Annotated in this window: 24 protein-coding genes, 2 tRNA genes and 1 riboswitch; of the genes, 16 read left to right on the top strand and 10 right to left on the bottom strand. The window is 68.9% G+C overall.

Going from position 1 to position 24,947, the window contains the following annotated elements:
* The first annotated feature begins 9 nt into the window (after nucleotides 1-9).
* Nucleotides 10-753, top strand: coding sequence for a TetR/AcrR family transcriptional regulator (locus ACHMXA_RS17035; protein ID WP_256098900.1), 744 nt, complete (start codon nucleotides 10-12; stop codon nucleotides 751-753).
* Here ACHMXA_RS17035 and ACHMXA_RS17030 read toward each other — a convergent pair.
* Nucleotides 740-2,632 (bottom strand): adenylate/guanylate cyclase domain-containing protein, encoded by a 1,893-nt coding sequence (locus ACHMXA_RS17030; RefSeq protein ID WP_395315903.1) that lies wholly within the window; start codon nucleotides 2,630-2,632, stop codon nucleotides 740-742. The two genes, ACHMXA_RS17035 and ACHMXA_RS17030, sit on opposite strands and share 14 nt — an antisense overlap.
* A 206-nt stretch (nucleotides 2,633-2,838) precedes the next feature.
* A riboswitch (TPP riboswitch) is annotated at nucleotides 2,839-2,939 on the top strand.
* Nucleotides 2,940-3,015: 76 nt separating this feature from the next.
* Here ACHMXA_RS17030 and ACHMXA_RS17025 point away from each other — a divergent pair.
* On the top strand, nucleotides 3,016-4,332 hold the full coding sequence (locus tag ACHMXA_RS17025; RefSeq protein WP_395315902.1) for a purine-cytosine permease family protein: 1,317 nt from the start codon (nucleotides 3,016-3,018) through the stop codon (nucleotides 4,330-4,332).
* Here the strand turns inward: ACHMXA_RS17025 and thiD are convergent.
* The gene (gene thiD, locus ACHMXA_RS17020; protein WP_395315901.1) at nucleotides 4,277-5,137 is read right to left on the bottom strand and encodes a bifunctional hydroxymethylpyrimidine kinase/phosphomethylpyrimidine kinase; all 861 of its coding nucleotides are present in this window, start codon (nucleotides 5,135-5,137) and stop codon (nucleotides 4,277-4,279) included. The genes ACHMXA_RS17025 and thiD overlap by 56 nt on opposite strands.
* A gap of 35 nt (nucleotides 5,138-5,172) precedes the next feature.
* Between thiD and ACHMXA_RS17015 the strand changes: the two genes are divergently transcribed.
* The 9 genes from ACHMXA_RS17015 (at nucleotide 5,173) to ACHMXA_RS16975 (ending at nucleotide 12,493) form a co-directional block, all read left to right on the top strand.
* Nucleotides 5,173-6,264, top strand: coding sequence for an FAD-dependent oxidoreductase (locus tag ACHMXA_RS17015; protein WP_395315900.1), 1,092 nt, complete (start codon nucleotides 5,173-5,175; stop codon nucleotides 6,262-6,264).
* Complete coding sequence (gene thiS, locus ACHMXA_RS17010) at nucleotides 6,261-6,464, top strand: sulfur carrier protein ThiS (RefSeq protein ID WP_395315899.1); 204 nt, start codon at nucleotides 6,261-6,263, stop codon at nucleotides 6,462-6,464. Before ACHMXA_RS17015 ends, thiS begins: the two co-directional genes overlap by 4 nt.
* Before the next feature lie 18 nt (nucleotides 6,465-6,482).
* Nucleotides 6,483-7,295 carry a thiazole synthase gene (locus ACHMXA_RS17005; RefSeq protein ID WP_395315898.1) on the top strand — a complete coding sequence of 271 codons (813 nt, stop codon included), beginning with the start codon at nucleotides 6,483-6,485 and terminating at the stop codon, nucleotides 7,293-7,295.
* A complete protein-coding gene (locus ACHMXA_RS17000; RefSeq protein WP_395315897.1) occupies nucleotides 7,292-8,227 on the top strand; it encodes a thiamine phosphate synthase in 936 nt (311 codons plus the stop codon). Before ACHMXA_RS17005 ends, ACHMXA_RS17000 begins: the two co-directional genes overlap by 4 nt.
* 5 nt (nucleotides 8,228-8,232) lie before the next feature.
* Nucleotides 8,233-10,392 carry a TonB-dependent siderophore receptor gene (locus ACHMXA_RS16995; protein ID WP_395315896.1) on the top strand — a complete coding sequence of 720 codons (2,160 nt, stop codon included), beginning with the start codon at nucleotides 8,233-8,235 and terminating at the stop codon, nucleotides 10,390-10,392.
* 49 nt (nucleotides 10,393-10,441) lie between these two features.
* Nucleotides 10,442-10,517 (top strand) — tRNA-Asn (locus tag ACHMXA_RS16990).
* Between the two features lie 165 nt (nucleotides 10,518-10,682).
* Nucleotides 10,683-10,758, top strand: a tRNA-Asn gene (locus ACHMXA_RS16985).
* 134 nt (nucleotides 10,759-10,892) lie between these two features.
* Nucleotides 10,893-11,753, top strand: coding sequence for a GyrI-like domain-containing protein (locus ACHMXA_RS16980; protein ID WP_395315895.1), 861 nt, complete (start codon nucleotides 10,893-10,895; stop codon nucleotides 11,751-11,753).
* 338 nt (nucleotides 11,754-12,091) lie between these two features.
* On the top strand, nucleotides 12,092-12,493 hold the full coding sequence (locus ACHMXA_RS16975) for a GreA/GreB family elongation factor (protein ID WP_395315894.1): 402 nt from the start codon (nucleotides 12,092-12,094) through the stop codon (nucleotides 12,491-12,493).
* Between the two features lie 14 nt (nucleotides 12,494-12,507).
* On the opposite strand, the gene ACHMXA_RS16970 is transcribed toward ACHMXA_RS16975, so the two are convergent.
* Nucleotides 12,508-12,726, bottom strand: coding sequence for a hypothetical protein (locus tag ACHMXA_RS16970; protein WP_395315893.1), 219 nt, complete (start codon nucleotides 12,724-12,726; stop codon nucleotides 12,508-12,510).
* Between the two features lie 470 nt (nucleotides 12,727-13,196).
* On the opposite strand from ACHMXA_RS16970, the gene ACHMXA_RS16965 reads away from it, so the two are divergent.
* Nucleotides 13,197-14,090: a CsgG/HfaB family protein gene (locus tag ACHMXA_RS16965; RefSeq protein ID WP_126019203.1), complete on the top strand. Its 894-nt coding sequence runs from the start codon at nucleotides 13,197-13,199 to the stop codon at nucleotides 14,088-14,090.
* 31 nt (nucleotides 14,091-14,121) lie between these two features.
* Here the strand turns inward: ACHMXA_RS16965 and ACHMXA_RS16960 are convergent, their stop codons facing one another.
* A complete protein-coding gene (locus ACHMXA_RS16960) occupies nucleotides 14,122-14,526 on the bottom strand; it encodes a GFA family protein (RefSeq protein ID WP_395315892.1) in 405 nt (134 codons plus the stop codon).
* A gap of 102 nt (nucleotides 14,527-14,628) precedes the next feature.
* Between ACHMXA_RS16960 and ACHMXA_RS16955 the strand changes: the two genes are divergently transcribed.
* From ACHMXA_RS16955 to ACHMXA_RS16945, 3 genes are all read left to right on the top strand, one after another.
* Nucleotides 14,629-15,618: a helix-turn-helix transcriptional regulator gene (locus ACHMXA_RS16955; protein ID WP_395315891.1), complete on the top strand. Its 990-nt coding sequence runs from the start codon at nucleotides 14,629-14,631 to the stop codon at nucleotides 15,616-15,618.
* 150 nt (nucleotides 15,619-15,768) lie between these two features.
* On the top strand, nucleotides 15,769-16,455 hold the full coding sequence (locus tag ACHMXA_RS16950) for a response regulator (RefSeq protein WP_395315890.1): 687 nt from the start codon (nucleotides 15,769-15,771) through the stop codon (nucleotides 16,453-16,455).
* Between the two features lies 1 nt (nucleotide 16,456).
* Nucleotides 16,457-18,328 (top strand): sensor histidine kinase, encoded by a 1,872-nt coding sequence (locus ACHMXA_RS16945; RefSeq protein WP_395315889.1) that lies wholly within the window; start codon nucleotides 16,457-16,459, stop codon nucleotides 18,326-18,328.
* Between the two features lie 12 nt (nucleotides 18,329-18,340).
* On the opposite strand, the gene ACHMXA_RS16940 is transcribed toward ACHMXA_RS16945, so the two are convergent.
* The 5 genes from ACHMXA_RS16940 to ACHMXA_RS16920 form a co-directional block, all read right to left on the bottom strand.
* A complete protein-coding gene (locus ACHMXA_RS16940; RefSeq protein ID WP_395315888.1) occupies nucleotides 18,341-18,643 on the bottom strand; it encodes a hypothetical protein in 303 nt (100 codons plus the stop codon).
* Between the two features lie 14 nt (nucleotides 18,644-18,657).
* Entirely contained in the window at nucleotides 18,658-20,142 is a 1,485-nt protein-coding gene (locus tag ACHMXA_RS16935) for a DegQ family serine endoprotease (protein WP_395315887.1), read from the bottom strand.
* Nucleotides 20,143-20,243: 101 nt separating this feature from the next.
* Nucleotides 20,244-21,584 carry an ATP-binding protein gene (locus tag ACHMXA_RS16930; protein ID WP_395315886.1) on the bottom strand — a complete coding sequence of 447 codons (1,341 nt, stop codon included), beginning with the start codon at nucleotides 21,582-21,584 and terminating at the stop codon, nucleotides 20,244-20,246.
* A 109-nt stretch (nucleotides 21,585-21,693) separates the two neighbouring features.
* Nucleotides 21,694-22,353: a response regulator gene (locus ACHMXA_RS16925; protein WP_395315885.1), complete on the bottom strand. Its 660-nt coding sequence runs from the start codon at nucleotides 22,351-22,353 to the stop codon at nucleotides 21,694-21,696.
* Between the two features lie 63 nt (nucleotides 22,354-22,416).
* Nucleotides 22,417-23,187, bottom strand: a complete 771-nt coding sequence (locus ACHMXA_RS16920; RefSeq protein WP_176663739.1) for an IclR family transcriptional regulator C-terminal domain-containing protein — start codon at nucleotides 23,185-23,187, stop codon at nucleotides 22,417-22,419.
* 154 nt (nucleotides 23,188-23,341) lie between these two features.
* Between ACHMXA_RS16920 and pobA the strand changes: the two genes are divergently transcribed.
* The gene (gene pobA, locus ACHMXA_RS16915; RefSeq protein ID WP_395315884.1) at nucleotides 23,342-24,523 is read left to right on the top strand and encodes a 4-hydroxybenzoate 3-monooxygenase; all 1,182 of its coding nucleotides are present in this window, start codon (nucleotides 23,342-23,344) and stop codon (nucleotides 24,521-24,523) included.
* Here pobA and ACHMXA_RS16910 read toward each other — a convergent pair.
* Nucleotides 24,520-24,939, bottom strand: coding sequence for an SRPBCC family protein (locus ACHMXA_RS16910; protein WP_395315883.1), 420 nt, complete (start codon nucleotides 24,937-24,939; stop codon nucleotides 24,520-24,522). The two genes, pobA and ACHMXA_RS16910, sit on opposite strands and share 4 nt — an antisense overlap.
* Nucleotides 24,940-24,947: the final 8 nt, after the last annotated feature.

Raw genomic sequence — 24,947 nt, 5'->3', positions numbered from 1 at the left:
GCCCCGACCATGACGAAGAAATCGCCCCCCAAGGCCCAGAAACCCCGCACGGCCGGCCGCCCCGCCGGCGGCGGCGGCCTGACAAAGCAGCGCATCGCCGAGGAAGCCCTGGCGCAGATCGATGAATTCGGCCTCGGTGCGTTCAGCATGCGCGAGGTGGCGGCACGGCTCGGCGTGTATCCGGCCACGGTGCACTGGCACGTGAGCACGCGCGAGGCACTGCTGGCGGAAGTTGCGGCCCTCGTCATGGCCGAAGTGTTGCCGCCACCCGGCAAGCTCGCATGGCAGGACTGGATCGCCGAGCTGTTCCGCCGCTGCCGGGCCGCCGTGCGGCGGCACCCCAACGTGGCGCAACTGCTGGGCGCGCAGCTGGTGTCGAACGGCAGCCTGCCGATGGAGCTGGTCGAAGGCATCCTGGCCGCGCTGACCGAGGCCGGATTCGAGGGCGAGCCGCTGCTGGAGGCCTACAACTGCGTGGTAGCCGCGATGCTGGGCTTCCTGACGATGGAGTTCTCGCCCCTGCCCGCCGACAACACCCAGGCCTGGGCCGAGGAGCTGCGCGAGCGCGTGCACACGATCCGACCGCTCGACCACCCGGTGCTCACGCGCAACCTCGCGCAACTGGCCAACAAGGCCTTCATCCTGCGCTGGGACAACGGCACGACGGTGCCGCTGGACAGCAGTTTCGAGCGGCACATCCAGATCACCGTCGACGGGCTGGAGGCCTTCGCGCGCAGGCTCAGGTCGGCGTAGGCCCCAGCAGCTCGTACAGCACCATGCGCGTCTGCCGGCCGCGCAGCTCGGCAAGTTCCTCGATGCGGCGCGTGGCGAGCCGTCCGCCCAGCCCCTCGAAGGTGGCTTGCGAGATCAGCGTGCGCGTGCCCAGTTCCTTGTTGACGCTTTCGATGCGGCTCGCGGCGTTGATCGCGTCGCCGATGGCCGTGTAGGAGAGACGGTCGCTCGACCCGAGCACGCCCGCGATCACATGGCCGGTGTGGATACCGACGCGCGTGCGGAACTCGGGCAGGCCTTCGCCGCGCCATTTGTCGTTCAGCGCATTCATCTGCGCGTGCAGTTCGAGCGCCGCCTGGCAGGCCCGGTACTCCGGTTCCTCCAGATCGGTGGGCGCCCCCCACAGCACCATGATGCCGTCGCCCATGAACTTGTCGATCACTCCGCCATGCCGCGCGAAGATGCCCGCGGCGAGGCTGAAGTACTCGGTCAGCTGCCTCACGAGCACGTCGGCCGGCATCGACTCCGAGATGCTGGTGAAGCCCTCGACGTCGGTGAACATCGCGGTGATGCGGCGCGGCGATCCGCTGGGCCCCAGCGCATGCCCTTCGGCAACGAGCTGCCGGATGATGTCCACCGGCACGAACTTGCTGAAGGCCTTGAGGCTGCGCGCCGACTCGTCCAGCGCCTGGTTGAGGTGCTGGATCTCCAGCACCCGGCTGGGCTCGATCGGCAGGTTGTCCAGCTCCAGCCGCCCGATGCGGCGCGCGACGCGCGAGAGGTTCTCGATGGGCCCGGTCACCAGCTTCGACAAGCGCAGCGAAATGAACAGCGCCAGCCCGAGAAAGCTCACCGTCAGCAGCAGCGACCACAGCACCGAGCGCTGCAGGCCGCCGAGCAGTTGTTCTTCAGGCTCCCAGCTGACGAGTTGCCAGCGGGTGTGCGGAAGGTGCGAGGTCTGCACGAGATAGCGGCGCCCCTCGTGCTCGATGGAGAAGGCCAGGTCATCGGCGCCGCCCGCGGTGCCGGCGGCCAGCATGTGCGAGTGGATGGCGCCGAGCACGCCGGTGTCGGGCGACTCCAGCTCGCGCACCGGGTCGGGATGGTCGCTGCGCGCGATCACGTGATGGTCCGAACTCAGCAAGGCGCTCTCCCCGCTGCCCGTCGCACCGGAGACGCGCACCAGCTTCGACAGATGCCCGAGCGACACGTTGCCGTCGACCACGAGCCCGCGTCTGTGGCCCTCGTCGTCGACGCGCGCGGAAGGCCGCGCATGGCCGACGGCGAGCTCCTGCGCGTCGCTCATCAGGAAGGGCTGGGTCCACACCGGCCCCTTTGCCTTCATGGCTTCCAGGTACCAGGTGCGTTTCTCGGGATCGAAATCGCTGCGATAGGCGGAGATGGCCGTCGTCGCGAAACGCTGCTTCGCGTCGCCGCCGTCGAGATCGGGCGAGCTCTTGTACTGCCAGGTCTCGGTGCTGAACTCCGGGCCGCGCAGCACCTGGCGGATGGCCGGCACCGGGTAGCGCACCGCCATCAGCACGTGGCCATGGTCGGTAGCCACGTTGATGCTGTCGATCTCGGGGGTCTGCTCCAGCATGGTCCAGAGCATCTCGGCGGTCTGCTCGCCGTCTTCGCCGCAGACATGGACACTGGGCGAATCCGCGATGGAGCGGATGACGCCTTCCGTCTTGGCGAGGAAGGCGAGCACGTTGTCCTCGACCCTGTCGTGGTTGATCTTGTGCGCCGCGGTGCCCACCTTCGACACCAGCTTCTCAGCCGCCCAGTAGCCGAAGGCCACGAGCAGCAACGACTGCACCAGCGCGACGGCACAGATGATGGTGCCTACGTCGACCCTGAAACGCCGCAGGCGGGGGCCACTGAAATCGTCATCTGCCATGCAAGTTCCTCTCCCTTTTTTCTCTTGCTTCACGCTTATCGGCGCGTGTTCCCGTTTCTTTTGTTCCGCAGATGCTTTTTCTGCCGGCGGCGATTCTCGCGCGTCCCGCCTGCATTCCAAGGGTTTTCCCTGCCCTCAAAGGCACGCCTGTCGTCCCGGCTTCCCGGCAGCGGATAAACTTCGGCCCGCGCCGCGGGTTCCCGGGGCGCACTTGCTAGGGGTGCTGGGCGGCTTGCCGACCGGCTGAGAAAGTCCCTTTGAACCTGATTGAGGTAATCCTCGCGCAGGGAAGCTGGTCCGGTGGCCTCTCACGCCTTCTCGCGTGAATGCCGCGCCACTGGGACCTCGCCCACCTGCCAAACCTTTTGCACTGGAGCAAACGGATGGCACAAGACAACAACGAAGCGCTGACACCCCTGCCCGCCTCGCAGCGCGTGTTCGGCTGGCACGACCATGCGTCGCTGTGGTTCAGCCTCGGCGTGGGTCTGCTGGTGATGCAGATCGGTGCCTACCTGGTGCCGGCCGTGGGCACGCGCGACGCGGCGGTCGCGATCGTGCTCGGCTCCTGCATCGGCGCGGGCCTGCTGGCCTGGACCGCCCGGCTGGGCTGCCAGAGCGGCCTGGCGAGCGCGGGCCTGATGCACGCGACCTACGGCAGCGCCTTCGCGCGGCTGCCGGTGCTACTCAACATCGTGCAACTGGTGGGCTGGACCACTTTCGAACTGGTCGTGATGCGCGAAGGCACGCAGGCCATCGGCCAGACGATCGTCGGACCGGCACTGGGCAGCCTCTGGGGCGGCGTGCTGACCACGCTGCTGTGGGGCGCGGTGCTGCTGGCGCTGCTCGCGGGCTCGATGGTGAAGCTGGTGCGCCGCTTCGTGAGCCGCTTCGGGCTGCCGCTGGTGGTGCTGTCGCTGTTGTGGCTCAGCTGGCAGTTCGCGACGCAGTTGCAGGCCAAGGGGCTGGATGCCTTCTGGGCGCGCCCCGGCGACGGCACGATGGGCATGTTCGGCGCGCTCGACCTGGTGATCGCGATGCCGGTGTCGTGGCTGCCGCTGGTGGCCGACTACGCGCGGCACGGCAAGCGCAGCTCAGGCGGCCTGGGCGGCGCGTTCGGCGGCACTTGGATCGGCTACGCGCTCGCGAACGTCTGGTGCTACGCGCTGGGCGTGATGGTGGTGAGCGTGGCCGAGCCGGGCACGGGCCTCGTCACCGCGCTGCTGCTGGCGCAGGGTGGCCTCGTGGCGCTGGGCCTCATCCTCATCGACGAGCTCGACAACGCGTACGGCGACGTCTACTCGGGCTCGGTCTCCACGCACAGCCTGCTGCCGCGCTGGAGCGTGAAGCGCTGGGGCCTGCTGCTGGCTGCGCTATGCATCGCGCTGGCGCTGGTGCTGCCGATGCACACGCTGGAACCCTTCCTGCTGATGCTGAGTTCGGTGTTCGTGCCGCTGTATGGCGTGATCATCGGCCGGCTCGGCAGCGGCGAGGCGGTGTCGCCACAAGGCACGCGGCGCAAGGTTGATCTCGGCGCAGCGCTGATCTGGATCGCGGGCATCGCCGCATATCACGCGCTCGCCAAGTGGGCGCCGCAGTTCGGCTCCGCGTTGCCGACGCTGGCGGCGACCTTCGCGCTGGCCTGGCTCAGCCGACCTTCAGCGCAAGGCGGTGCGTCGGCACTGGCGCAAAGCCGTGGTTGAGGGGACCATGACCCGCGCCGATCTTCACGCCCGCCCCCGCGGCCATCGCGCCGAGGATGTAGGCGCGCGCCCGTTCCACCGCATCGGGCAGCGCCGCGCCCAGTGCAAGGTGCGCGGCAATGGCGGACGACAGCGTGCAGCCGGTGCCGTGCAAGTTTCGGCTTTCGATGCGGCCGGAGGCCAGCCGCGTGCGCTCGCCGCCGGCCTGCAGCAGTACGTCGACCACCTCGTTGCCCGGCAGATGACCACCCTTGAGCAGCACGGCCTTCGCACCCAGTGCGAGCAGTTCGTCGGCGGCATCGTCGAGCGCATCCACGCCGTCGATGGCATGGCCGATCAGCAAGGCCGCTTCGTCGAGATTGGGCGTGACGACGACCGCGCGCGGAAACAGCTCGCGCACCAGCACCTGCACTGTCTCGGCTGCGATCAGGCGATCGCCGCTGGTGGCGACCATCACCGGGTCGAGCACCACGTTCTTCAGCTGATAGCGGTCGATGGCCCAGGCCACCCCTTCGACCACCTCGGGCGCGTGCAGCATGCCGAGCTTGACGGCATCGACGCCGATGTCTTCCACCACGGCCTGGATCTGCGCCTTGAGGAAGTCGGGCGGCACGCCGTGGATGCCCGAGACGCCGAGCGTGTTCTGCGCGGTGAGCGCGGTGATGGCCGTCATGCCATAGCAGCCCAGCGCGGCGAAGGTCTTGAGATCGGCCTGGATGCCGGCGCCGCCGCCGCTGTCGGAACCGGCGATGGAAAGCACGCGTGCGTAGCGCTGTGTGGGCTCTTGGGTGGTGCCTTGGGTCATGCCGAAAATTATCGGCGACGCGAAGGAGCCCCGGCATGAGCCTTCCTTTCGACTCCGTCGCCATCCTCGGTGCGGGCCTCATGGGCCGGCTGATGGCGGTGACGCTCGCGCGGGCCGGCTGCAAGGTCGACGTGTTCGAGGCCGGCAGCCCCGAGGCCGAAGGTGCTGCGGCGCGTGTGGCCGCCGCCATGCTCGCGCCGCTGGCCGAATCGGCCGTGGCGCCGGTGTCGGTGGTACGCATGGGGCAGCACGCCTTGTCGCGCTGGCCCGAGCTGCTCGCGCCGCTGGCGGAGCCTGTGTTCTTCCAGCGCGAAGGTACTTTGGTGCTCTGGCACCGGCAGGATGCCGCGGAGGCCACGCGCCTCGCCCGCGTGCTCGCGAACACCGGTGCGCAGGTGCCCGAGCTGGCGCCGATGCAATCCGTCGATGCCCGCGCGATCGCCACTCTGGAGCCCTCGCTGGGCCAGCGATTCGCGCAGGGCCTGTTCCTTCCAGGCGAAGGTCAGCTCGACAACCGCGCGCTGCTGGCGTCGCTGCTTGCCACGCTCGAGAGCGATCCTCGTGTCACGCTGCACTGGCAATCGCCACGTGCGCCTTCGGACTTCGCACCCGGTGCTGCCGGCCAGCCCGGCTGGGTGATCGACTGCCGCGGCCTCGGTGCCCGCCCGCAATGGAACGCACTGCGCGGCGTGCGCGGCGAGGTGATCCGCGTGCATGCGCCCGAGGTGAGCCTGCAGCGGCCCACACGCCTGGTGCACCCGCGTTACCCGCTCTACATCGCGCCCAAGCCCGGCAACCTGTTCGTGATCGGCGCGACGGAGATCGAGTCGGACGACATGTCGCCCGCCAGCGTGCGCTCCACGCTCGAACTCCTGAGCGCCGCCTACGCGGTGCACAGCGGCTTCGCCGAGGCGCGCATCGTCGAGATCGCCACGCAGTGCCGGCCCACGCTGCCCGACAACCTCCCTGCCCTGCGCCTGCCACAGCCGCGCGTGCTGCAGATCAACGGCCTGTACCGCCACGGTTTCATGATCGCGCCCGCGATGCTCGATGCCGCGATGGAGGTGCTGACGCAGGGCCACTCGCCCCTCGCGAAGAGCTTCGGCATGGAGACCCAAGACACATGACGATGAACATCCTGATCAACGACAAGCCCTTCACCCTGCCCGACGAAGCGAAGCTGACCGACGCGCTGGCCGCGCTGGAGGCCACGCCGCCCTTCGCCGTGGCTGTGAACCGCGAATTCGTTCCGCGCTCGGCCTACGCCACGCGCACGCTGCAGCCCGAAGACCGCGTCGAAGTGATCCGCCCCGTGACGGGCGGCTGATTGATGGAGACAACAGAAATGACGACCACGAACGATCCCCTGGTGCTCTATGGCGAGACCTTCCAGAGCCGCCTGCTGCTGGGCACCGCGCGCTATCCCTCGCCCGACCTGCTCGAAGCCGCGGTGAAGCGCGCGAAGCCCGCGATGCTGACAGCCTCGCTGCGCCGGCAGACGGCCAGCCAGGGCTCGGGCAACAGCGAACTGGGCAACGGCTTCTGGGAGCTGCTGCGCAAGCTCGCGGTGCCGGTGCTGCCGAACACCGCCGGCTGCCACAGCGTGGAGGAGGTGGTCGCCACCGCGCAGATGGCGCGCGAGCTCTTCGACACGCCATGGATCAAGCTGGAGCTGATCGGCGACGACTACACGCTGCAGCCCGATACGCTGAACCTGGTCGACGCAGCCTCGCAGCTGATCCGCGAGGGCTTCAAGGTGCTGCCCTACTGCACCGAGGACCTGGTGCTGTGCCAGCGGCTGGTTGACGTCGGCTGCCAGGCGGTGATGCCGTGGGCCGCGCCCATCGGCACCGGCCGCGGGCCGGTCAATCCCTACGCGCTGCAGGTGTTGCGCGACCGCCTCAAGGTGCCGATGCTGGTGGACGCGGGCCTGGGTCTGCCTTCGCACGCTTGCCAGGTGATGGAGTGGGGATACGACGGCGTGCTGCTGAACACCGCCGTCGCGCTGGCGCAGGACCCGGTCGCGATGGCCGGCGCCTTCGCCGACGCGGTGCAGGCCGGCCGCAGCGCGCATCGCGCCGACGCCATGGCCGCGCAGGAGGCCGCGCAACCCAGCACGCCCGTGCTCGGCACCCCTTTCTGGCACCACGAATCATGAGCACCACCTTCGACTCCGGCGCCATCGCGCAGGCCATCGTCGCGGCGCACGGCTTGCGCCTCGGCGCAATCACGTCGGCGCCGGTGAGCGCGCCGAGCTTCTCTTCCGACGATCCGGTGTATCGCGGCGCCAAGCGCGCGTGCTCCGCGCTGGGCTTCATCGAGATCGACGCCGAATGCCTGGCCCACGCCTGGCGCGCGCAGACGCAGCGCCTGAGCAGCTTCGACGCCGCGCTGTGGCCCGATGCGCCGGAAGACTTCGGCATGCGCCCCTTTCCGCCCACCGCTCGCGACGACGCGTTTCCGCCCTGCCCTGAGCGGCTCGGCCTCTATGCCGTGCTGCCCGATGCCCAATGTGTCGGCCGCATGGCGCGCGCGGGCGTGCCGACGGTGCAGCTGCGCTTCAAGTCGGACGACGGCGCCGCCATCGAGCGCGAGGTGCAGGCGGCCGTCGAGGCGGTGCAAGGCACGGGCGCTCTGCTCTTCATCAACGACCACTGGCAGACGGCCATCGCGGCCGGCGCCTACGGCATCCATCTGGGCCAGGAGGATCTCGACGCGCTCTCGCCCGAAGACCTCGGCCGGCTGCGCGCATCGGGCCTGCGGCTGGGCGTCAGCACGCATGGCTATGCGGACATGGTGCGCGCCGACAAGGTGAGTCCGAGCTACATCGCCATGGGCGCGGTGTACCCGACCACACTAAAGAAGATGGCGACTGCGCCGCAGGGCGTGGCGCGGCTGGGCGCCTATGCACGGCTGCTGCGCGGCTATCCGCAGGTCGGCATCGGCGGCATCGATGCGGTGCGGCTGCCGGAGGTGCTGGCGACCGGAGTCGGCTCCGTCGCGGTGGTGCGCGCGCTGGTCGCGGCCGAAGACCCCGAGGCCACCGCCGCGCAATGGATGGCGGCCATCGATGCCGCCGCGGGCAAATGAACAGAATGAAAAAGACCGAGCTTCCCTTCGATTCTTCCAGCCGGCACCGGCTGTCTCCCGTCTCGCGCGCGCTGGCAGCCATGCTCTTCGCCGCGGCGTGCTCAGCGCATGCGCAGCAGCAATCCGCGCTGCCCGAGATCACCGTCAGCGAAGGCACGACCGCGCCGCAGGCCGACGTCAGCGGCTTCGGCGACGTGCCGCTGCGCGAGCTGCCGATCTCGGCCACGGTGATCGACAGCAAACAACTGCAGGCCAGCGGCGCGCGCCGGCTCGCCGACCTCACGCAATTCGACGCCTCGGTCACCGACGCCTACAACGCCGCCGGCTACTGGGACTACCTCACGGTACGCGGCTTCGTGCTCGACAACCGCTTCAACTACCGGCGCGAGGGCTTGCCGATCAGCGCCGAGACATCGATCCCGCTCGACAACAAGGAGCGCGTCGAGATCCTGCGCGGCACCAGCGGCATACAGGCCGGCACCAGCGCGCCGGGCGGGCTGGTCAACTACGTCGTGAAGCGGCCCACCGAACAGGACCTGCGCACAGTGCGCATCGAGATCTCAAGCCGCGGCAGCCTGCTGGGCGCCATCGACCTCGGCGGGCGCTTCGGCGAGAACAGGCAGTTCGGCTACCGCATCAACGTGGCGAGCGAGAACCTCAAGCCGCTGACGCACAACCTGGACGGCAACCGCAACCTGTTCTCGCTCGCGGCCGACTGGCGCATCACGCGCGACTCGGTGCTGGAGTTCGAGATCGAGCAAAGCCGCAAGACGCAGCCCAGCCAGAACGGCTACAGCCTGCTGGGCAGCGTGCTGCCGGCGCCGGTCGATCCGCGCATCAACCTCAACAACCAGCCGTGGTCGCAGCCCTCGGTGTTCAAGGCGCTGACGGGCACGGTGCGCTTCAGCCAGGCGCTGAACGCCGACTGGCGCTGGAGCGCGCAGATCGGCCAGCAGCGCCTGAAGAGCGACGACCGCCTGGCCTATGCCTTCGGCTGCGGCGCCGAAGGCAACTACGACCGCTACTGCTCCGACGGCACCTTCGACTTCTACGACTTCCGCAGCGACAACGAGCGCCGCACGCTGACAGCCGGCAGCATCAACCTGAAGGGCAACGTGACGACGGGCAGCGTGCGGCACGAACTCGGCTTCGGGCTGATGCAAAGCCGCGTGCGCAACCGCTTCGACAACCAGGCCTACAACTACGCGGGCACCGGCAACATCTGGGGCACGGCCATCGTGCCGCCCGCGCCGGACGCCACCACGCCGCAGACCAACCGCGACGAACGATCGACCGAGTTCTCGGTGCAGGACGCGATCCGCTGGAACGACCGCTTCACCACCTGGCTCGGCACGCGCCACACGCGGCTCGACCGCCGCAGCATCGGCAACGACGGCTCGAACCCGACCGGCTACAAGCAGGACGTGACCACGCCGTGGATCGCCGCAAGCTACGCCATCCAGCCGGGACTCATGGCCTATGCGAGCTGGGGGCGCGGTGTCGAGTCGCAGGTGGTTCCGAACAAGATCTCGCAGTACAGCAACGCCGGGCAGGCCCTGCCCGCGCTGCGCTCGCGCCAGTGGGAACTGGGCATCAAGGGCGGCAGCGATGCCTTCAACTGGCAGCTCGCATGGTTCGACATCTCGCGGCCGCTGACCAACACCGACCTGTGCAGCGGCTTGTGCGAAGTGCGCAACGACGGCAAGGCGGTGCATCGCGGCCTCGAAGCGGGCGCGCAGTGGAACCAGGGGCCGTGGCGCATCGGCGGCAGCCTGACGCTGATCGATGCCAAGCGGCGCGGCAGCACGGCCAATCCAGCGCTCAACGGCGAGTCGCCCACGAACGTGCCCAAGCAGGTGCTGCGCGCGCAGACCGCCTACCGCTTCGCATCGGTGCCGGGCCTCGAGGTGGCGGGACAGCTCTCGTACGAAGGCCGCCGCAACGTGCTGCCCGATGGCTCGGTCACGCTGCCTTCGTGGACGCGCGTGGATGCGGTGCTGCGCTACGACACCAAGCTGCGCGGCGCGAACGCGAGCTGGACCTTGTCGGTCGACAACCTCTTCGATCGCCGCTACTGGAAGGAATCGCCCTACCAGTTCAGCCACGTGTACCTGTTCCCCGGTGCGCCGCGCACGCTGCGCCTGGGGCTGAGCGTTGCTCTTTGAATGCGAAGTTGAAAAGCCGCAAAAAAGAACGCTATAATCTAAGGCTTGTTCCTCGATAGCTCAGTCGGTAGAGCGCCGGACTGTTAATCCGTAGGTCCCTGGTTCGAGCCCAGGTCGAGGAGCCACCATCAAGCCGCAAGGCCACTGGAAGCCCTGCTACTCACAAGGTAGCGGGGCTTTTCATTTGCGGTGGTGTTCGGCGTTTGTTGCGATCAATCGTCGCATCGATGCAAAAAATGCAGTCGAGCGGCCGGGAACGGCAAATCCATTGCATATAATTTAAGGCTTGTTCCTCGATAGCTCAGTCGGTAGAGCGCCGGACTGTTAATCCGTAGGTCCCTGGTTCGAGCCCAGGTCGAGGAGCCACCATCAAGCCGCAAGGCCTATGAAGAGCCCGCTGTCTTTATCGGACAGCGGGCTTTTTCTTTGCCGCGACCAGATGGCCTGCATGAGCAAAGTCGGCTAAGTGCTCTTCTCGCGAAAGGCGCACACTCGCGCGCATGGAAGGCAGCCGTCGCATCGAGCAGGACTACCGCGCCCGCGTGGCGCGCGCCGTCGCGACCATCGTTGCCGATCCAATGGCCGAGCATCGGCTCGAGGACCTCGCGCGGCTCGCGCACTTCTCGCCCTTCCACTTCCACCGCGTCTACGCGAGCGTGGCCGGTGAAACCGTGGCCGCCACGGTCCGCCGCGTGCGACTGGCGCTCGCCACCCGGCTGCTGGAAAACGGCGACCAGAGCATCACGCAGGTCGCGCTGGCCGTGGGTTACGAAAGCCCGCAGGCCTTCACGCGCGCGTTCGGCCAGTTCACGGGACAGTCGCCGCGCTCGTTCCAGCAGAAGGTGGTGCGGGCGATCCTCGACGTCGACGTGTTGCCGCAACCCGATGAACGAATCGCCGCACCGGCCGTACGGATCGTCGAGCACCCGACGCGGCGGCTTCACGCGCTGCGGCACCAGGGGCCGTTCTCCACGATTCCGCACACCCATCGGCGGCTGCGCCAGCATGCAGGCTCCGCGCGCATCTCGGATCGCTGGGGCGCCTCCTTCGGCGATTCCGAGAGCGGCGCCGGCTACAGCTACTACGCCGCGTTGGACTCCCCCGACCCCTGGCCGGACGCCCCCGAGATAGAGATGCTCGACATTCCCGGCGGCTGCTACGCGGTGCATCGCCTTGCCGGCCCGTACACGCAGATCAACGCCGCCGTGCGCGCCCTCTACATCCGCTGGCTGCCCGCCAGCGGCTACGAGCCCGACGACCGGCCCACGCTGGAGCACTACCTGAATTCGCCGCGACAGGTCTCGCAGGCGGAACTGCGCACCGATCTGCTCATTCCCATCCGCCGCACGAGGGCGGCGTGAGTAAGGCCAGCGCGGCTGGAACGCGATGCCCCGCACATCCCGCGTCACGTGAGGCCATTGCTTGATGGGCCCAGGTCACGTCCCTACACTCGCGCGAATGGCCCGTCTTTCGTTCGACTCCCGCAAGCACGCTGCACTCGATGCAGCGCGCGCCGGCGATGTCGCGACCGCGGCGACCATGGCCGCCTACCGACGCACTTGCGCACTTTCCTGAGCCCGGCGGTCCGCTACCCTTCCTTCTGATGCGCGAACCATTGACCGCCGGGCACCCGCCGCGCGGCCGCGACGCCGTTCATTTCATCACTCACTGACGGCGCCGCACTCGATTGGAGTGCTTCATGCTTGCAACCATTCACGGAGAGCGCACGCTCACCGAACTCGACTTCGTCCGCCTGGGCAAACTGGCGGATCACCAGCTTCCGCCGGCGCTCGCCGAACTGCTCGACGCAGCGGACGTGCTGCCCTCGCGCGAAGTCCCGGCAGACCTCGTGACGATGAATTCCCAGGTGGAGATCGAAGACCCGGCCACTGGCCAGCGCCAGCAGATCACGCTGTGCTATCCGGGCGATTCGCAGCCCGGCGCGGGCTTCGTCTCGGTGCTGTCGCCGGTCGGCATCGGCTTGCTGGGCGTGAAGGCCGGCGCGCTCGCCTGCTGGCGCATGCCCAACGGCGTGGAGCGCTCAGCGCGCGTGTCGGCGGTGCTCTTCCAGCCGGAGGCCAGCGGCGACTACACGCGCTGAGGCCGGTCGTTCGCTCAGTGCTTGATCACGGCGCTGGTGCGGTCCTTGGCGCTGTCGATGGTCGCGCTCACGGAGCTCGTGTTGACCGCCAGGGCCACCAGGATGGAGCCGACGAAAGCCGGATCGGCCGCGCCGCCGAATTTCGAGGATCCTGCGATGACCAGCGCCTGCTGCACCTGCTGGCGGGTCAGTTCCAAGGCTGCTTCTCCAACGATGTTCTTCTTGGTCGCCATCTGAAAACTCCTGGAAGTGAGGGTCCGACTGTAACTTTCGGGGCCGCTGCTTCGCGGCGCTCCTCCTCGACGGGCCGGCGGCGCAGGCACGGCCGTTGTTTCACCGCGCTTCCAAACGTTTCCAAAGTAATAGAATCGCCCCGCTCCTCCCGCCCGTCCCCGGCGCATCGCGCCTGCACGACGGCAGCGACAGGAGCGATCGAGGACATGGGTTGCCGTTGCCCACGCGTCCCCGGTTTCGGACTCTGGTCGAGGCGCCACCCACGCGGTGGACGGCAAGCGACCAGGCCGCGCGAACATGCACATGACTTTCGGCACTGGTGTGCCGGATTCTCGGACCGTATCGTCGCGCGGTCGCCGGCGGCGCGTCGAATCGGGAGGTCATACAGGCCAAGGCAGATCCATCTTCGATCTTGACAAGTGACGTCCGCAACGGGCGCCGCATTCTTTTCACTTGACCAGATCGGGACATGGCTTTTTCTAAACTCTCTCTCGCAAGCGCACTCGCCGGCCTGCTGGCCCTTTCGGGCTGCCAGACCATGGACATGCAAATGGGCAGCCAGTCGGCCAAGACCGTGGCCACCGGCAGCGCCGCCGGCGCCGCAACCTCCGGCGAAAGCAGCCAGCTCGAGCGCTGCGATTCGCCGCTGGGCACGGTCTCGCTGATCGAGAACGTGAACGCGGGCTGGTACACCATCCTCACCGGCGAATACAAGCTGCCTCCCACGGCCAACCTGCTGCGCCTGCTGGTGCAGCAGTCGAACTGCTTCGTGGTGGTCGAGCGCAGCGCAGCCGGCATGAACGCGATGACGCGCGAACGCGCGCTGATGCAGTCGGGCGAAATGCGCGGCGGCAGCAATTTCGGCCGCGGCCAGATGGTGGCGTCCGACTACGGCCTGTCGCCCGAGATCGTGTTCAGCAACAGCGATGCCGGTGGCCTGGGCGGCGCGCTCGGCGGCCTGGTGGGCGGCGGCCGCGGCCGCGCCATCGCCAGCCTCGGCGCGAGCCTGCAGACCAAGGAAGCCAGCGCGCTGCTGACGCTGATCGACAACCGCTCGGGCGTGCAGGTCGCTGCCGCCGAAGGCAGTGCTTCCAAGACCGACTTCGCGGGCTTCGCCGGCCTGGGCGGCCTCTCCGCCGCCGGTGGCATCGGCGGCTACACCCGCACGCCGCAGGGCAAGGTGATCGCGGCGGCCTTCATGGACGCCTTCAACCAGATGGTCCGCTCGCTGCGCAACTACAAGGCGCAGACGGTGCGCGGCCAGGGCCTGGGCGGCGGCGGCCGTCTGGGCGTGGACGGCGGAGCGGCTCCCTCGCAGACCTCGGCGCCCGGCGCCGCGCCGGCAACCCGCCGCCGCAAGTAAGGCAGCAGCCCGCCGGCCGCACCCGCCTCGCTCAGAGGTAGCGCGTCTCGGCCGGCGCCTCGAACCAGTTGTTGTTGCGCCCGTCCATGTACCGGACGGGCACCGTCGACAGTTCCTCCAGCGTCACGCCGTCCAGGCAGTTCACCGCCACGCTCACGTAGGCGCCGCCGATTTCGGGCACGTTGCCACGTCCGAAAGAGCGCACGCCGCAGTTCCTGCAGAACAGCCACTCTGTGCTGTGCGAGTTGAACTGGTACAGCGACAGCTCCTCCTCCCCCGCCAGCAGCGTGAAGGCATCCGGCTTCACGATCGCGCCCCATGCGCGGGTCTTGGTGCAGATCGAGCAATTGCACTTGCCGGTGCCTTCTGCGAGATCGATCAGGGCCTGGAAGCGAACCTTGCCGCAATGGCAGCTGCCGTTGTATGTCTTCTTCATGGGTCGGTGTCCTGTGCTCCGCGGTGCGGGGGTTGAAAGTGGAAGCAAGGTTACGACCCATTGCGGACAGATCCTGTCCTCGATTACAGGCATGATGCGCGCATGCTGTCCGCCACCGCACGCCTGATCCGGCTTCTTTCGCTGTTCCAGGCGCAGCGCTCCTGGACGGGCGCCGACCTCGCCGCCCGGCTCGAGATCACCGAGCGCACGCTGCGCCGCGACGTCGAGCGCCTGCGCAGCCTGGGCTACACAGTCGATTCCACCTCCGGCGTGGCCGGCGGCTACCGGCTGGGCGCGGGCACAGCGATGCCGCCGCTGCTGCTGGAGGACGAGGAAGCCATCGCAGTCGCGCTCGGCCTGGGCAACCCGGCCGGCGCCACTGGCGACATCGGGAACGCCTCGATGCGCGCGCTGGCCAAGCTCGAGCAGCTGATGCCGCCGCGCCTGCGCCGCCGGCTCGACAGCGTGCGCGCATCGGTGGTGCCGGTGATGCACGACAAGTCGCCCGTGCGCCTGAAGGCCGTGTCCTTCCTGGCCGAAGCGTGCACCGAGCGGCTCGAACTGCGCTTCGGCTACCGCGACCACCACGACGCCCTCACCGAGCGAACCGCGCAGCCGCATCGCGTGGTGCAGACGGGACGGCGCTGGTACCTGCTGGCATGGGACACCGCGCGCGAGGACTGGCGCACCTTCCGCCTCGACCGCATCGTCGATCCCGAGCCCACCGGCGAGCGCTTCACGCCGCGCCGGCTGCCCCATGGCGACGTCGCGAGCTACATGGAGCATGCGCTGAAGGTCTCCCCCTACCTGCATCACGCGCAGGTGGTGGTGCACGCGCCCGCCGGCGCGCTCGAGCCCTACCTCGGCTGGGTCAGCGGCACGCCGCAGGACACCGGCGAAGGCGCCACCCGCATCGCCACCGGCGCCAATTCGCTCGACGCGCTGTCGGTCTGGCTCGGTTGCCTACCGTACGATTTCGAGGTCGAATCGCCTCGTGAACTGGTCGAACACCTCGCCCTGGTTGCTTCGCGGCTCGCAAGGTCGGCGGGCAAGGCGGCGGGCAGTCCACCGAGCAGCCACCGAAAACCGTAGGCCGCCTCCCCCGTATATAGGATGGGCAGCCCGCAAGCCGCCCCCTACCCTTTGTGCCATCCAGCAGAAATCCAAGGCCTTCTTTCCCATGCGCCTCATCGTCACGTCATGCATGAGCGCATCCAGCCTCCACAACCCGGTGTACCAGGCATGACCGCGGAAACACAGGTCGCCCTCGTCGAAGACGACACCGGCATGCGCGAACGCATCTCGCGCGTGGTGGACGCGGACCCGTCCCTGAGCCTGGCCTACAGCGCCTCCAACGCCAGCGACATCCTGCGCTGGCTGGTCGACAACCCGATCGACGTGCTTTTGGTGGACCTCGGCCTGCCCGACCGGCCCGGGCTGCAGGTGATCAGCCAGTGCCGCAACATGCAGCCCGCCTGCGCGGTGATGGTGCTTTCGATCTTCGGCGACGAGGCCAACATGGTCCAGGCATTCGAGGCCGGCGCCAGCGGCTACCTGCTGAAGGACGGCACCGAGGCCGATCTCGCCACCCACATCCGCCACCTGCGCGCCGGCGGCTCGCCGATGTCGCCGGTGATCGCGCGCAAGCTGCTGCGCCGCTGGCAGGCCCATTCGGGCGCCGCACCCAGGGAGCAGGCGGCGGCCAAGACTGCTGGCACCGCGACGGTCGCCCCGGAGCGCCTGTCGCCGCGCGAGTTCGAGGTGCTCGACCTGGTCTCTCGTGGTTTCACCTATGTCGAAGTCGGGGTGCAGATGGGAGTCTCGGCCTCGACTGTCCAAACCCATATCCGCAATATCTACGGCAAGCTGGATGTGCACAACAAATCGGAAGCTGTGTTCGAGGCCCGCAACCTCGGCTGGCTTCCCTAGCGTGACCGCCGGCGGCCTCTGCCGCCTGCTGCTCGCCGCCCTGTGCCTGTGGCTCGTGCTGGCGTCGGCGGGGACCCGAGCCGACGCGGCGGAAGCGCCCGATGCCTTCGACGTCGTCTGGGCCGAGGCCGAGCTCGAACCCGATGGCCAGCCCGTGCAGCAGCGCCGGGTGCAGCTGCCTTTTCGCTGGGACCACGAGTTCCCCGGCCGCGGCGGCAAGGCGACCTACCGCATCGAGCTGCCCGCCGCCGCCGTGCCGGCCGGCAAGTCCGCGGCCGTGCTGCTCTCGGGCGCGGGCAACCAGGTGGCGATCTCGTTCAACGACGCGCTGGTGGCCAGCTACGGCACGCTGGGCATACCGAACTACGACGCCTCCAAGAGCAACCTGCTGGTGCCGGTGCCGGCCGTGCTGCAGCAGGACGGCCAGCCGCAGTCGCTGGTGGTGCGCACCACCATCCAGCGTCAGCGCGGCGCGGGGCTGGCCAGCATCCACTACGGCCCGGAGGCCTCGCTGGCGGCGGTCTACCGTGCGCGGCAGAACTGGCGCAACACCTCGGCCATCGTCTACGCGGTGAGCCTGCTGCTGATGGGCGGCATCGCCGGCGGGCTGTGGCTGCGCCAGCGCGACGCGCTCTACGGCTGCTTCGCGCTGGCGGCGCTGTCGGGCGTGGCGCGCAATCTCGACCGCGTGTGGCCCGACATGGCCATTCCCTGGCCGCTGTGGGGCGCCATCGTGGCGGTCTGCTATGCCTGCCACATCGGGCTGATCGCGCGCTTCGTGCTGCTGGTGCTGGAGCGCAACCCGCCGTGGCTGGTGCGCTCCATCTACACCGCGCTGGCGCTGTCGGTCACGCTGGCCTGTGCCTCCTTCGCCTTCGCGCAGCCGCTGCTGTGGACCGGCGGCCTCGTCATCCTGCAATGCATCAGCATCATCTGCCTGCCCTACGTGGTGTACGGCGCGCTGGTAGACCGGCGCCGCATCGCGGGCGTGCTGATGGCCGCGGGCACGCTGGCCATCCTGGCCGGCGCGCACGACCTGCTGCTGGTGCGCATGGGCCTCTTCGGCGGCGCCTACTACACGCTCACGGCGCACGCGATGTTCTTCTTCGTGATGATCCTGGCCGGCCTGGTGGTGGAGCGCTACAGCCGCACCGTGGCCGACTACCGCGCGCTCAACGCCAACCTCGCGGCCCGCGTGGCCGAGCGCGAGGACCAGTTGCGCAGTGCCTTCGACACCATGCGCCAGCAGCAGCAGGAACAGGCCGTGCTGCTGGAGCGGCAGCGCATCATGCGGGAGATCCACGACGGCGTCGGCTCGCAGCTGGTCGGGCTGCTCAACGTGGTGACGCAGGCCCGGCCAGACCGCACGGTGATCGAGGAACACGTGAAGCTCGCGCTCGACGAGATGCGCATGGCCGTCGATTCGCTGCAGCCCACGCACGACGACCTGGCCACCGTGCTGGCGACGCTGCGCTACCGCCTGCAGCCGCGGCTCGATGCAGCCGCCATCGAGCTGGTGTGGGACGTGGAAGTGATCCCGCAGTTGGAGCCCTTCGCCGCGCAGGCGGCCCTGCAGCTGCAGCGCATCCTGCTGGAGGCCTTCACCAACGTGCTCAAGCACGCGGGCGCCACGCGCATCGTGATGCACGCGAGCTGGCACGGGGAAGAGACGCCTTCGCTGGTGCGCATCATGCTCACCGACAACGGACGCGGCCTGCCTTCGGTGCAGGCCAACAGCGGGAGAACGGGCCACGGCATCGCCAACATGCGGGCGCGCGCGCAGTCCATCGGCGCGCGGCTGCAGATCGAGACGGCGGACCCGGCCGCCGGCGGCACGCGCATGCAGCTCGACTGGCCCTGCTCGCCCGCCTGAGGCGCCGCGCGGTCAGCGCAGGGCAAAGGCCAGCGTCACCGCGCCGAGCGCCAGCAGCCCGAGGCCGGCGATGAAGACCATTTCGCCCCACGCCTCCAGCTTCGCGCCGGAGCTGCGCGAGCGCATCGAGATGAAAGACAGCAACGCGCTGGCCAGGAAGACCAGCGCGTCCACCGCGAGAAGGCGGTCGATCAGCAGCCGCATGTCGTCGCGCGGCCCGAGGTGCCCGATGGACATCACGGTCATGCACACGCCGATCATGGTGGCCGACGTGGGCAGGATGTGCGCCGAGAGGCTCTGGGCTCGCGACGTCATACCTGAAAGCGGGATCAGCCGATCCGGACCGGCACGAAGATCTTGTCTTCACCGCGCTGGATCAACAGCGCCACCGATTTGTTGCTGGCCTTCGCCACCACCTCGCGCACCTGCTCCACGCTCTGCGCGGGTGTGCCGTTGATGGCCAGCAGCACGTCGCCCGCCTGTACGCCGGCCTGAGCCGAGGGGCCGGCGGCATCCTCGATCAGCAGGCCGTTGTCGACGGAGGCTTCTCGCTTTTCCTGCGGCTGCAGCGGGCGCAGCGCCAGGCCCAGCTTGCCCTGGCCCACGTCGGCATCGGCCTTCGCGACCTTGGCGGGCTTGTCGCTCGCATCGCCGAGCTTGGCCTGCAGCTCCTGGCGTTCGCCCTGGCGCCACACTTCGAGCGTGACCTTCTTGCCCGGCGCCTGCTGGCCGATCACCGCGGGCAGGTCGCCCGAGGACACGATGGGCTGGCCGTCGACCTTGCGGATCACGTCGCCCGCCTTCAGGCCGGCCTTGTCGCCGGGGCCGCCCTTCTCGATGTTGGAGACCAGCGCGCCTTCGGGCCTGTCGAGCTTGAACGAATCGGCGAAGGCCTGGTTCACCTCCTGCACCGCGATGCCCAGACGCGCATGCTGCGCCTTGCCGGTGGCGACGATCTGGTCCTTCACCTGGATCGCCACGTCGATCGGGATCGCGAACGACACGCCCTGGTAGCCGCCGCTGCGGCTGTAGATCTGCGAGTTGATGCCGACCACCTCGCCGCGCGTGTTGAGCAGCGGACCGCCGGAGTTGCCGGGGTTCACGGCCACGTCTGTCTGGATGAAGGGCACGTAGCTGTCGTCGGGCAGCGAGCGGCCCTTGGCGCTCACCACGCCGGCCGTCACGGTGTTCTCGAAGCCGAAGGGCGAGCCGATCGCCAGCACCCATTCGCCGACCTTCAGGTCCTTGGTTTTGCCCAGCGCGAGCACCGGCAGGTTCTTCGCGTCGATCTTGAGCACCGCGATGTCGGTCTTGGCATCGGCGCCCAGCACCTTCGCGCGGTATTCGCGGCGGTCGGTGAGCTTGACGGTGACTTCCTTCGCGTCCTTCACGACGTGGGCGTTGGTGATGATGATGCCGCTGGGGTCGACGATGAAGCCCGAGCCCTGCGCGCGCACCGGCACCTCGCGCTGCTGCTGCTGGCCGCGCGGGTTCATCTGGCCTTGGAAGCGGCGGAAGAACTGGAACATCGGATCGTCCGGATCGATGCCCTGGATCTCCGCGGCGGCCTCGTCGTCGGAGGCCTTCATGGTGCCGGTCACGCTGATGTTGACCACGGCCGGGCCGTCGCGCGAAGTGATCGTCGAGAAGTCGGGCAGCGTGACCATGGCGGCCGGCGCGGTGGCGACGGCATTCGTGGTCGGCGCGCCCACGGCGCGGGCGCTGGTGTAGGCGCCGGCGCCGACGGCACCGATCACGCCGGCGCTTGCCAGCGCGATGGCCAGGGCACGGGGAGAAGTCAGACGTGAGTTCATTTGTCGGTTCCTTTCAAGGCGTATGGACGCAAAACGATGAAAGGAATGTCGCGGGTCTGACTTAAGCGCCGCTTAAACGGCGCGGCGCCGCCGCAAGGGGCTCAGGCGCGCGCCGGAAAGCGCACCAGCACGCGCAGCCCGCCAAGGCTGGGCGACTGGTCGAGCGCCACCGTCGCCCCATGCAGATCGGCGATCGACTTGACGATGGACAGCCCCAGGCCGCTGCCCGGCGCCTGCGATTCACCCGAGCGGTAGAACCGGTCGAGCACCCGCTCGCGCTCCTCGGGCGGCAGGCCCGGTCCGCTGTCGTCCACGGTGAGCTCGACGGCGTCGCCCTGGCGCGCGATGCCGATGTCGACCCGGCCCTCGACCGGCGTGTACTTGATGGCGTTCTCCAGCAGGTTGCGCAGCAGCATGCGCAGGGCTTCCGACTGGCCGTGCACCACCGCCGCCTCGTCTGCATGCGCGATGCCGATGTCGATGCCGCGCGCCTGCGCAGCCGCCACCGCGTCGGACACCGCGAGCCGCGCGACCTCGGCCAGATCCACCGGCTCGGGCTTGGCTCCGGCCGCCATGCTGGCCTCATGCCGTGCCAGCGCGAGCATCTGCTCGACAAGCCGCGTCGCGCGGTCGATGCCCGCCACCAGCCGGCTCACGGCGAGCTCGCGCGAGGCATCGTCGGGCGCGCGCTGCAGGCCCTGCACCTGCAGCTTGAGCGCGGCCAGGGGCGAACGCAGCTCGTGCGCTGCATCGGCGACGAAGTGCTTCTGCGCATCGAAGGCATGGCGCACGCGGTCGAACAGCAGGTTCAGCTCCTGCACCAGCGGGCGCACCTCGTCGGGCAGGTTCTCCTCGCTCACCGGGGAAAGATCGTCCGCCTGCCGCGAGGCCACCTGCCTTCGCACGCGCGCCACCGGCGCGAGCGACCGGCTCACCACCCACCACACGACCAGCATCAGCAGCGGCGCCATCAGCGCCACCGGCGCGATGGTGCGCAGCGCCAGCGTGCCGGCCATGTGGCGCCGCGCCGCCATGTCCTGCGCCACCTGGATCACCAGCCCGCGCGTCTGCATCGAGAACACGCGGTAGGTGGTGCCGCGCGCGTTCACGTCGGCGAAGCCCAGCACCGCCAGTTGCGGCAATGCGGCCTGCTCCGCGGATTCGAAGATGCGCACGCCGTCGGCCGTCCATACCTGCACGACGAAATCGAAGTTCTGCTCGGCGGCGCCCAGCCCACCCACCGCGGCGCTCGGCGGCAGGCCCGCGCGCAGCGACAGCGCCATCTGCTGCATGTGGTAGTCGAAGATGTCGTCGGCTTCCGCGAGCACCGTGCGGTAGGCCACCAGCGCCTGCGCGCCCGCAGCCAGCACGATCGCCGCGAGCAGGAACCACAGCAGCCGGGCGCGCAAGGAACCGGTCAGCGAACCAAACAACCTCCTCATTCAAGCCCCCTTCGCGAGACGTCACGGAACCGGCTTCGCCGGTCCGTAGACGTCGCCCCCGGAAGGGGGTTGGCGAAGCGACACGAAGTGCGCGAAGCCTGGGGGCGAGTCATAGCTTCGGCACCATGTAGCCGACGCCTCGCACGTTGCGGATGAACTCCGCGCCGAGCTTCTTGCGCAGCCCGTGCACGTACACCTCGACCGCGTTGCTGCTGATCTCGTCCTTCCAGCTGTAGAGCTTCTCCTCGAGCTGAGCGCGCGACAGCACCATGCCGGGCCGCGCCAGCAGCGGCTCCAGCACGGCCCATTCGCGCGCCGACAGCACCACCGGCTGGCCGGCCACCGTGACCTCGCGCGTGGCCGGGTTGATGCTCACGCCCATGTGCTCGTACACCGGCTCGGCGCGCCCCGCCGCGCGGCGCAGCAAGGCGCGGATGCGGGCCAGCAGCTCGTCGAGGTCGTAAGGCTTGAGAACGTAATCATCGGCGCCTGCATCGAGGCCTTCGATGCGCTGCTGCACCGAGTCGCGCGCGGTGGCGATCAGCACCGGCATGCGCTGCTTGCGCGCGCGCAGGTTGCGCAGCACCTCCAGCCCGTCGCGTCTGGGCACGCCCAGGTCGAGCATCACGAGGTCGTATTGCTGGGTGCGCAGGGCCGATTCGGCGGCCTCGCCGTCTTTCACCCAGTCCACCGCGTACTGTTCGGCGCGCAGCAGGTCGAGCACCGCTTCGCCGATCATCACGTCGTCTTCGAGGAGGAGGAGTCGCATGGTTGTGTCCGTTTCGGGGATTCGAGGCGCGGGCCGCAGCCAAAGTTCAGATCGGCTCGGAGCTCACAGCAGAGACCGCACTTCGCGCGCGGCTTCGAAAAGCAACGGCAGCATCTCGCGCTGCAGCGCCTCCTCCTGGTAGCGCGTGCCCGAGAGAACCACGTTGAGCGCCGCCACCGTGCGGCCCTGCATGTCGCGCAGCGGCACGGCCAGCGCCTGCACGCCCAGTTCGTGTTCTTCGCTGGCGAAGCAGTAGTCGTCCTTGCGCGCACGGGCGATCAGCTGCCGCAGGCCTCGCGCCTGGGTCACGGTGCGGGGTGTGAGCCGCGCCAGGTGCCGGCCCTTGAGCCATTGCGTGAATTGCGTCGGCGCCATCGCCGCCAGCAGCACGCGCCCGGTGGAAGTGGCATGCGCGGGCAACCGAGCGCCCAGGTGCAGGCCGTACGCGAGCACGCGGGTCGGCGTGCCGTAGGTGCCGCTGCGCGCGACGATGACGACCTCCTCCCCGTCGAGCACCACGGCCGAGAACGATTCGCCGGTCTGCGCCGCGAGCCGGTTCAACGTGGGCTGCAGCGCGCGCGGCAGGCGCGACGAGGCGAGATAGCTGCCCGAGAAGCGCAGCACCTTCGGCGCCATCCAGAAATAGCTGCCGTCGGTTTCCAGGTAGCCCAGGTGGGCCAGCGTCAGCAGGTGGCGGCGGGCGGCGGCGCGCGTGAGGCCGGCGCGCTCGGCGGCCAGCGTGGCGTTCAGGCGCTGGCGCTCGGTGTCGAAGCTTTCGAGCACCGCCATTCCCTTGGCGATGCCCTCGATGAAATCGGCCTTGGCGATGCTCATTCTTCGATGGATGGAAGAGGTGGTTCGTCGTCTGTGGAAGTGTTGCGCGATGATCGCGCACGCATTCGCATGATCGCACACAGCCGCGCAAGCGACCTCCACAGCACGACCGGGGCGGCCTACGCTCCACGAAACCCTCTCGGAGACACGAAACATGCGCACCCAGGTCGCCATCATCGGAGCCGGTCCCGCCGGCCTGCTGCTCGGGCAGCTTCTGTACAAGGCAGGCATCGACAACGTCATCGTCGAACGCCAGAGCGGCGACTACGTGCTCGGCCGCATCCGCGCCGGCGTGCTGGAGCAGGTCACGATGGACCTGCTGGCGCGTGCTGGCGTCGACGCCCGTGCGAAGGCCGAAGGGCTGCCGCACGAGGGCATCGAGCTGCTCTTCAAGGGCGCGCGCCACCGCATCGACATGCACGGCCTCACGGGCGGCAAACAGGTAACGGTGTACGGCCAGACCGAAGTGACGCGCGACCTGATGGAAGCGCGCGCGGCCGAAGGGCTCACCACCATCTACAGCGCAGCCAACGTGAGCCTGCACGACTTCCAGTCGGGCAAGCCGCGCGTGCGCTACGAGAAAGACGGCCAGACGCACGAGATCGAATGCGACTTCATCGCCGGCTGCGACGGCTACCACGGCGTGAGCCGCGCCAGCGTGCCGGCCGATGCGATCCAGACCTACGAGAAGATATACCCCTTCGGCTGGCTAGGCGTGCTGGCCGACGTGCCGCCGGTGTCGCACGAACTCATCTACGCCAACACCGAGCGCGGCTTCGCGCTGTGCAGCATGCGCAGCGCCACGCGCAGCCGCTACTACGTGCAGGTGCCCACCGAGGAGCGCGTGGAGAACTGGAGCGACGAGGCCTTCTGGAACGAGCTGCGCGAGCGTCTTGACCCCGAGGCGCGCGAGCGCCTGGTGACCGGCCCTTCGCTGGAAAAGAGCATCGCGCCGCTTCGCAGCTTCGTCGCCGAGCCGATGCGCTTCGGCTCGCTCTTCCTGGCGGGCGACGCGGCGCACATCGTGCCGCCGACGGGCGCCAAGGGCCTGAACCTCGCGACCGCCGACGTGGGGTATCTCTCGCGCGCTTTCGAGATCTTCTACGGCGAGAAGTCGGCCTCGGCGCTCGACCGCTACTCCGACCTGTGCCTGCGCCGCGTCTGGAAGGCCGAGCGTTTCTCGTGGTGGTTCACCTCGCTGATGCACCGCTTTCCGGAGACAGGCGCCTTCGGGCAGAAGATCCAGGAAGCCGAGCTCGACTATCTCGTGCATTCGAACGCAGCCTCCACCGCGCTGGCGGAGAACTACGTCGGGCTGCCGCTCGAGGACTTCTAGGCTGCCGCAACCGGGGCGGGGCGACCTTCCAGCGCGGCCTTCATGGCCGCCCCGCCCTGCTCCATCATCGGCCCGATGTACGCCGCCATTGCATCGGGCAGCACGTCGGTGATCCAGACGAAGCGCGAGCAGCCTTCGCCCTCTTCGAACACCTGCGCCGTCGCGTGATGATGCTTCGCCTGCCCGCCGGTGACTGTGTAGGCCAGCCGGCGATGGGCATCGTCGACGCCCACCAGCACCTCGCGCGCGACGAGGCCGTTGGCGAAAGTCAGGATGCGCGCGCCCTCCCCGTCGATCGTGCAGGCTGTCAGAAAGCCCGGCGCGAGCCGCGTGTGCACCGCGTTGAAGTCGCGCAGCGCGTCCCAGACTTGCGCCGCGCTCGCCTCGACGATGAATTCCTTGTAGACCGTGGCCATGGCGTCGA

Origin of the sequence: Variovorax sp. UC74_104 (genome assembly GCF_044055375.1) — a bacterium.
In the GTDB taxonomy this organism is placed as follows: Bacteria; Pseudomonadota; Gammaproteobacteria; order Burkholderiales; family Burkholderiaceae_C; genus Variovorax.
The sequence above is the reverse complement of the archived record's forward strand: the minus strand, read 5'-3'. Positions and strand labels throughout refer to the sequence as shown.

What these genes read in the sequence shown, in the direction of transcription:
- ACHMXA_RS17035 (WP_256098900.1), top strand. Translation starts at nt 10, where the DNA reads ATGACGAAGAAATCGCCCCCCAAGGCCCAGAAACCCCGCACGGCCGGC.
- ACHMXA_RS17030 (WP_395315903.1), bottom strand. Translation starts at nt 2,632, where the DNA reads ATGGCAGATGACGATTTCAGTGGCCCCCGCCTGCGGCGTTTCAGGGTC.
- ACHMXA_RS17025 (WP_395315902.1), top strand. Translation starts at nt 3,016, where the DNA reads ATGGCACAAGACAACAACGAAGCGCTGACACCCCTGCCCGCCTCGCAG.
- thiD (WP_395315901.1), bottom strand. Translation starts at nt 5,137, where the DNA reads ATGACCCAAGGCACCACCCAAGAGCCCACACAGCGCTACGCACGCGTG.
- ACHMXA_RS17015 (WP_395315900.1), top strand. Translation starts at nt 5,173, where the DNA reads ATGAGCCTTCCTTTCGACTCCGTCGCCATCCTCGGTGCGGGCCTCATG.
- thiS (WP_395315899.1), top strand. Translation starts at nt 6,261, where the DNA reads ATGACGATGAACATCCTGATCAACGACAAGCCCTTCACCCTGCCCGAC.
- ACHMXA_RS17005 (WP_395315898.1), top strand. Translation starts at nt 6,483, where the DNA reads ATGACGACCACGAACGATCCCCTGGTGCTCTATGGCGAGACCTTCCAG.
- ACHMXA_RS17000 (WP_395315897.1), top strand. Translation starts at nt 7,292, where the DNA reads ATGAGCACCACCTTCGACTCCGGCGCCATCGCGCAGGCCATCGTCGCG.
- ACHMXA_RS16995 (WP_395315896.1), top strand. Translation starts at nt 8,233, where the DNA reads ATGAAAAAGACCGAGCTTCCCTTCGATTCTTCCAGCCGGCACCGGCTG.
- ACHMXA_RS16980 (WP_395315895.1), top strand. Translation starts at nt 10,893, where the DNA reads ATGGAAGGCAGCCGTCGCATCGAGCAGGACTACCGCGCCCGCGTGGCG.
- ACHMXA_RS16975 (WP_395315894.1), top strand. Translation starts at nt 12,092, where the DNA reads ATGCTTGCAACCATTCACGGAGAGCGCACGCTCACCGAACTCGACTTC.
- ACHMXA_RS16970 (WP_395315893.1), bottom strand. Translation starts at nt 12,726, where the DNA reads ATGGCGACCAAGAAGAACATCGTTGGAGAAGCAGCCTTGGAACTGACC.
- ACHMXA_RS16965 (WP_126019203.1), top strand. Translation starts at nt 13,197, where the DNA reads ATGGCTTTTTCTAAACTCTCTCTCGCAAGCGCACTCGCCGGCCTGCTG.
- ACHMXA_RS16960 (WP_395315892.1), bottom strand. Translation starts at nt 14,526, where the DNA reads ATGAAGAAGACATACAACGGCAGCTGCCATTGCGGCAAGGTTCGCTTC.
- ACHMXA_RS16955 (WP_395315891.1), top strand. Translation starts at nt 14,629, where the DNA reads ATGCTGTCCGCCACCGCACGCCTGATCCGGCTTCTTTCGCTGTTCCAG.
- ACHMXA_RS16950 (WP_395315890.1), top strand. Translation starts at nt 15,769, where the DNA reads ATGACCGCGGAAACACAGGTCGCCCTCGTCGAAGACGACACCGGCATG.
- ACHMXA_RS16940 (WP_395315888.1), bottom strand. Translation starts at nt 18,643, where the DNA reads ATGACGTCGCGAGCCCAGAGCCTCTCGGCGCACATCCTGCCCACGTCG.
- ACHMXA_RS16935 (WP_395315887.1), bottom strand. Translation starts at nt 20,142, where the DNA reads ATGAACTCACGTCTGACTTCTCCCCGTGCCCTGGCCATCGCGCTGGCA.
- ACHMXA_RS16930 (WP_395315886.1), bottom strand. Translation starts at nt 21,584, where the DNA reads ATGAGGAGGTTGTTTGGTTCGCTGACCGGTTCCTTGCGCGCCCGGCTG.
- ACHMXA_RS16925 (WP_395315885.1), bottom strand. Translation starts at nt 22,353, where the DNA reads ATGCGACTCCTCCTCCTCGAAGACGACGTGATGATCGGCGAAGCGGTG.
- ACHMXA_RS16920 (WP_176663739.1), bottom strand. Translation starts at nt 23,187, where the DNA reads ATGAGCATCGCCAAGGCCGATTTCATCGAGGGCATCGCCAAGGGAATG.
- pobA (WP_395315884.1), top strand. Translation starts at nt 23,342, where the DNA reads ATGCGCACCCAGGTCGCCATCATCGGAGCCGGTCCCGCCGGCCTGCTG.
- ACHMXA_RS16910 (WP_395315883.1), bottom strand. Translation starts at nt 24,939, where the DNA reads ATGGCCACGGTCTACAAGGAATTCATCGTCGAGGCGAGCGCGGCGCAA.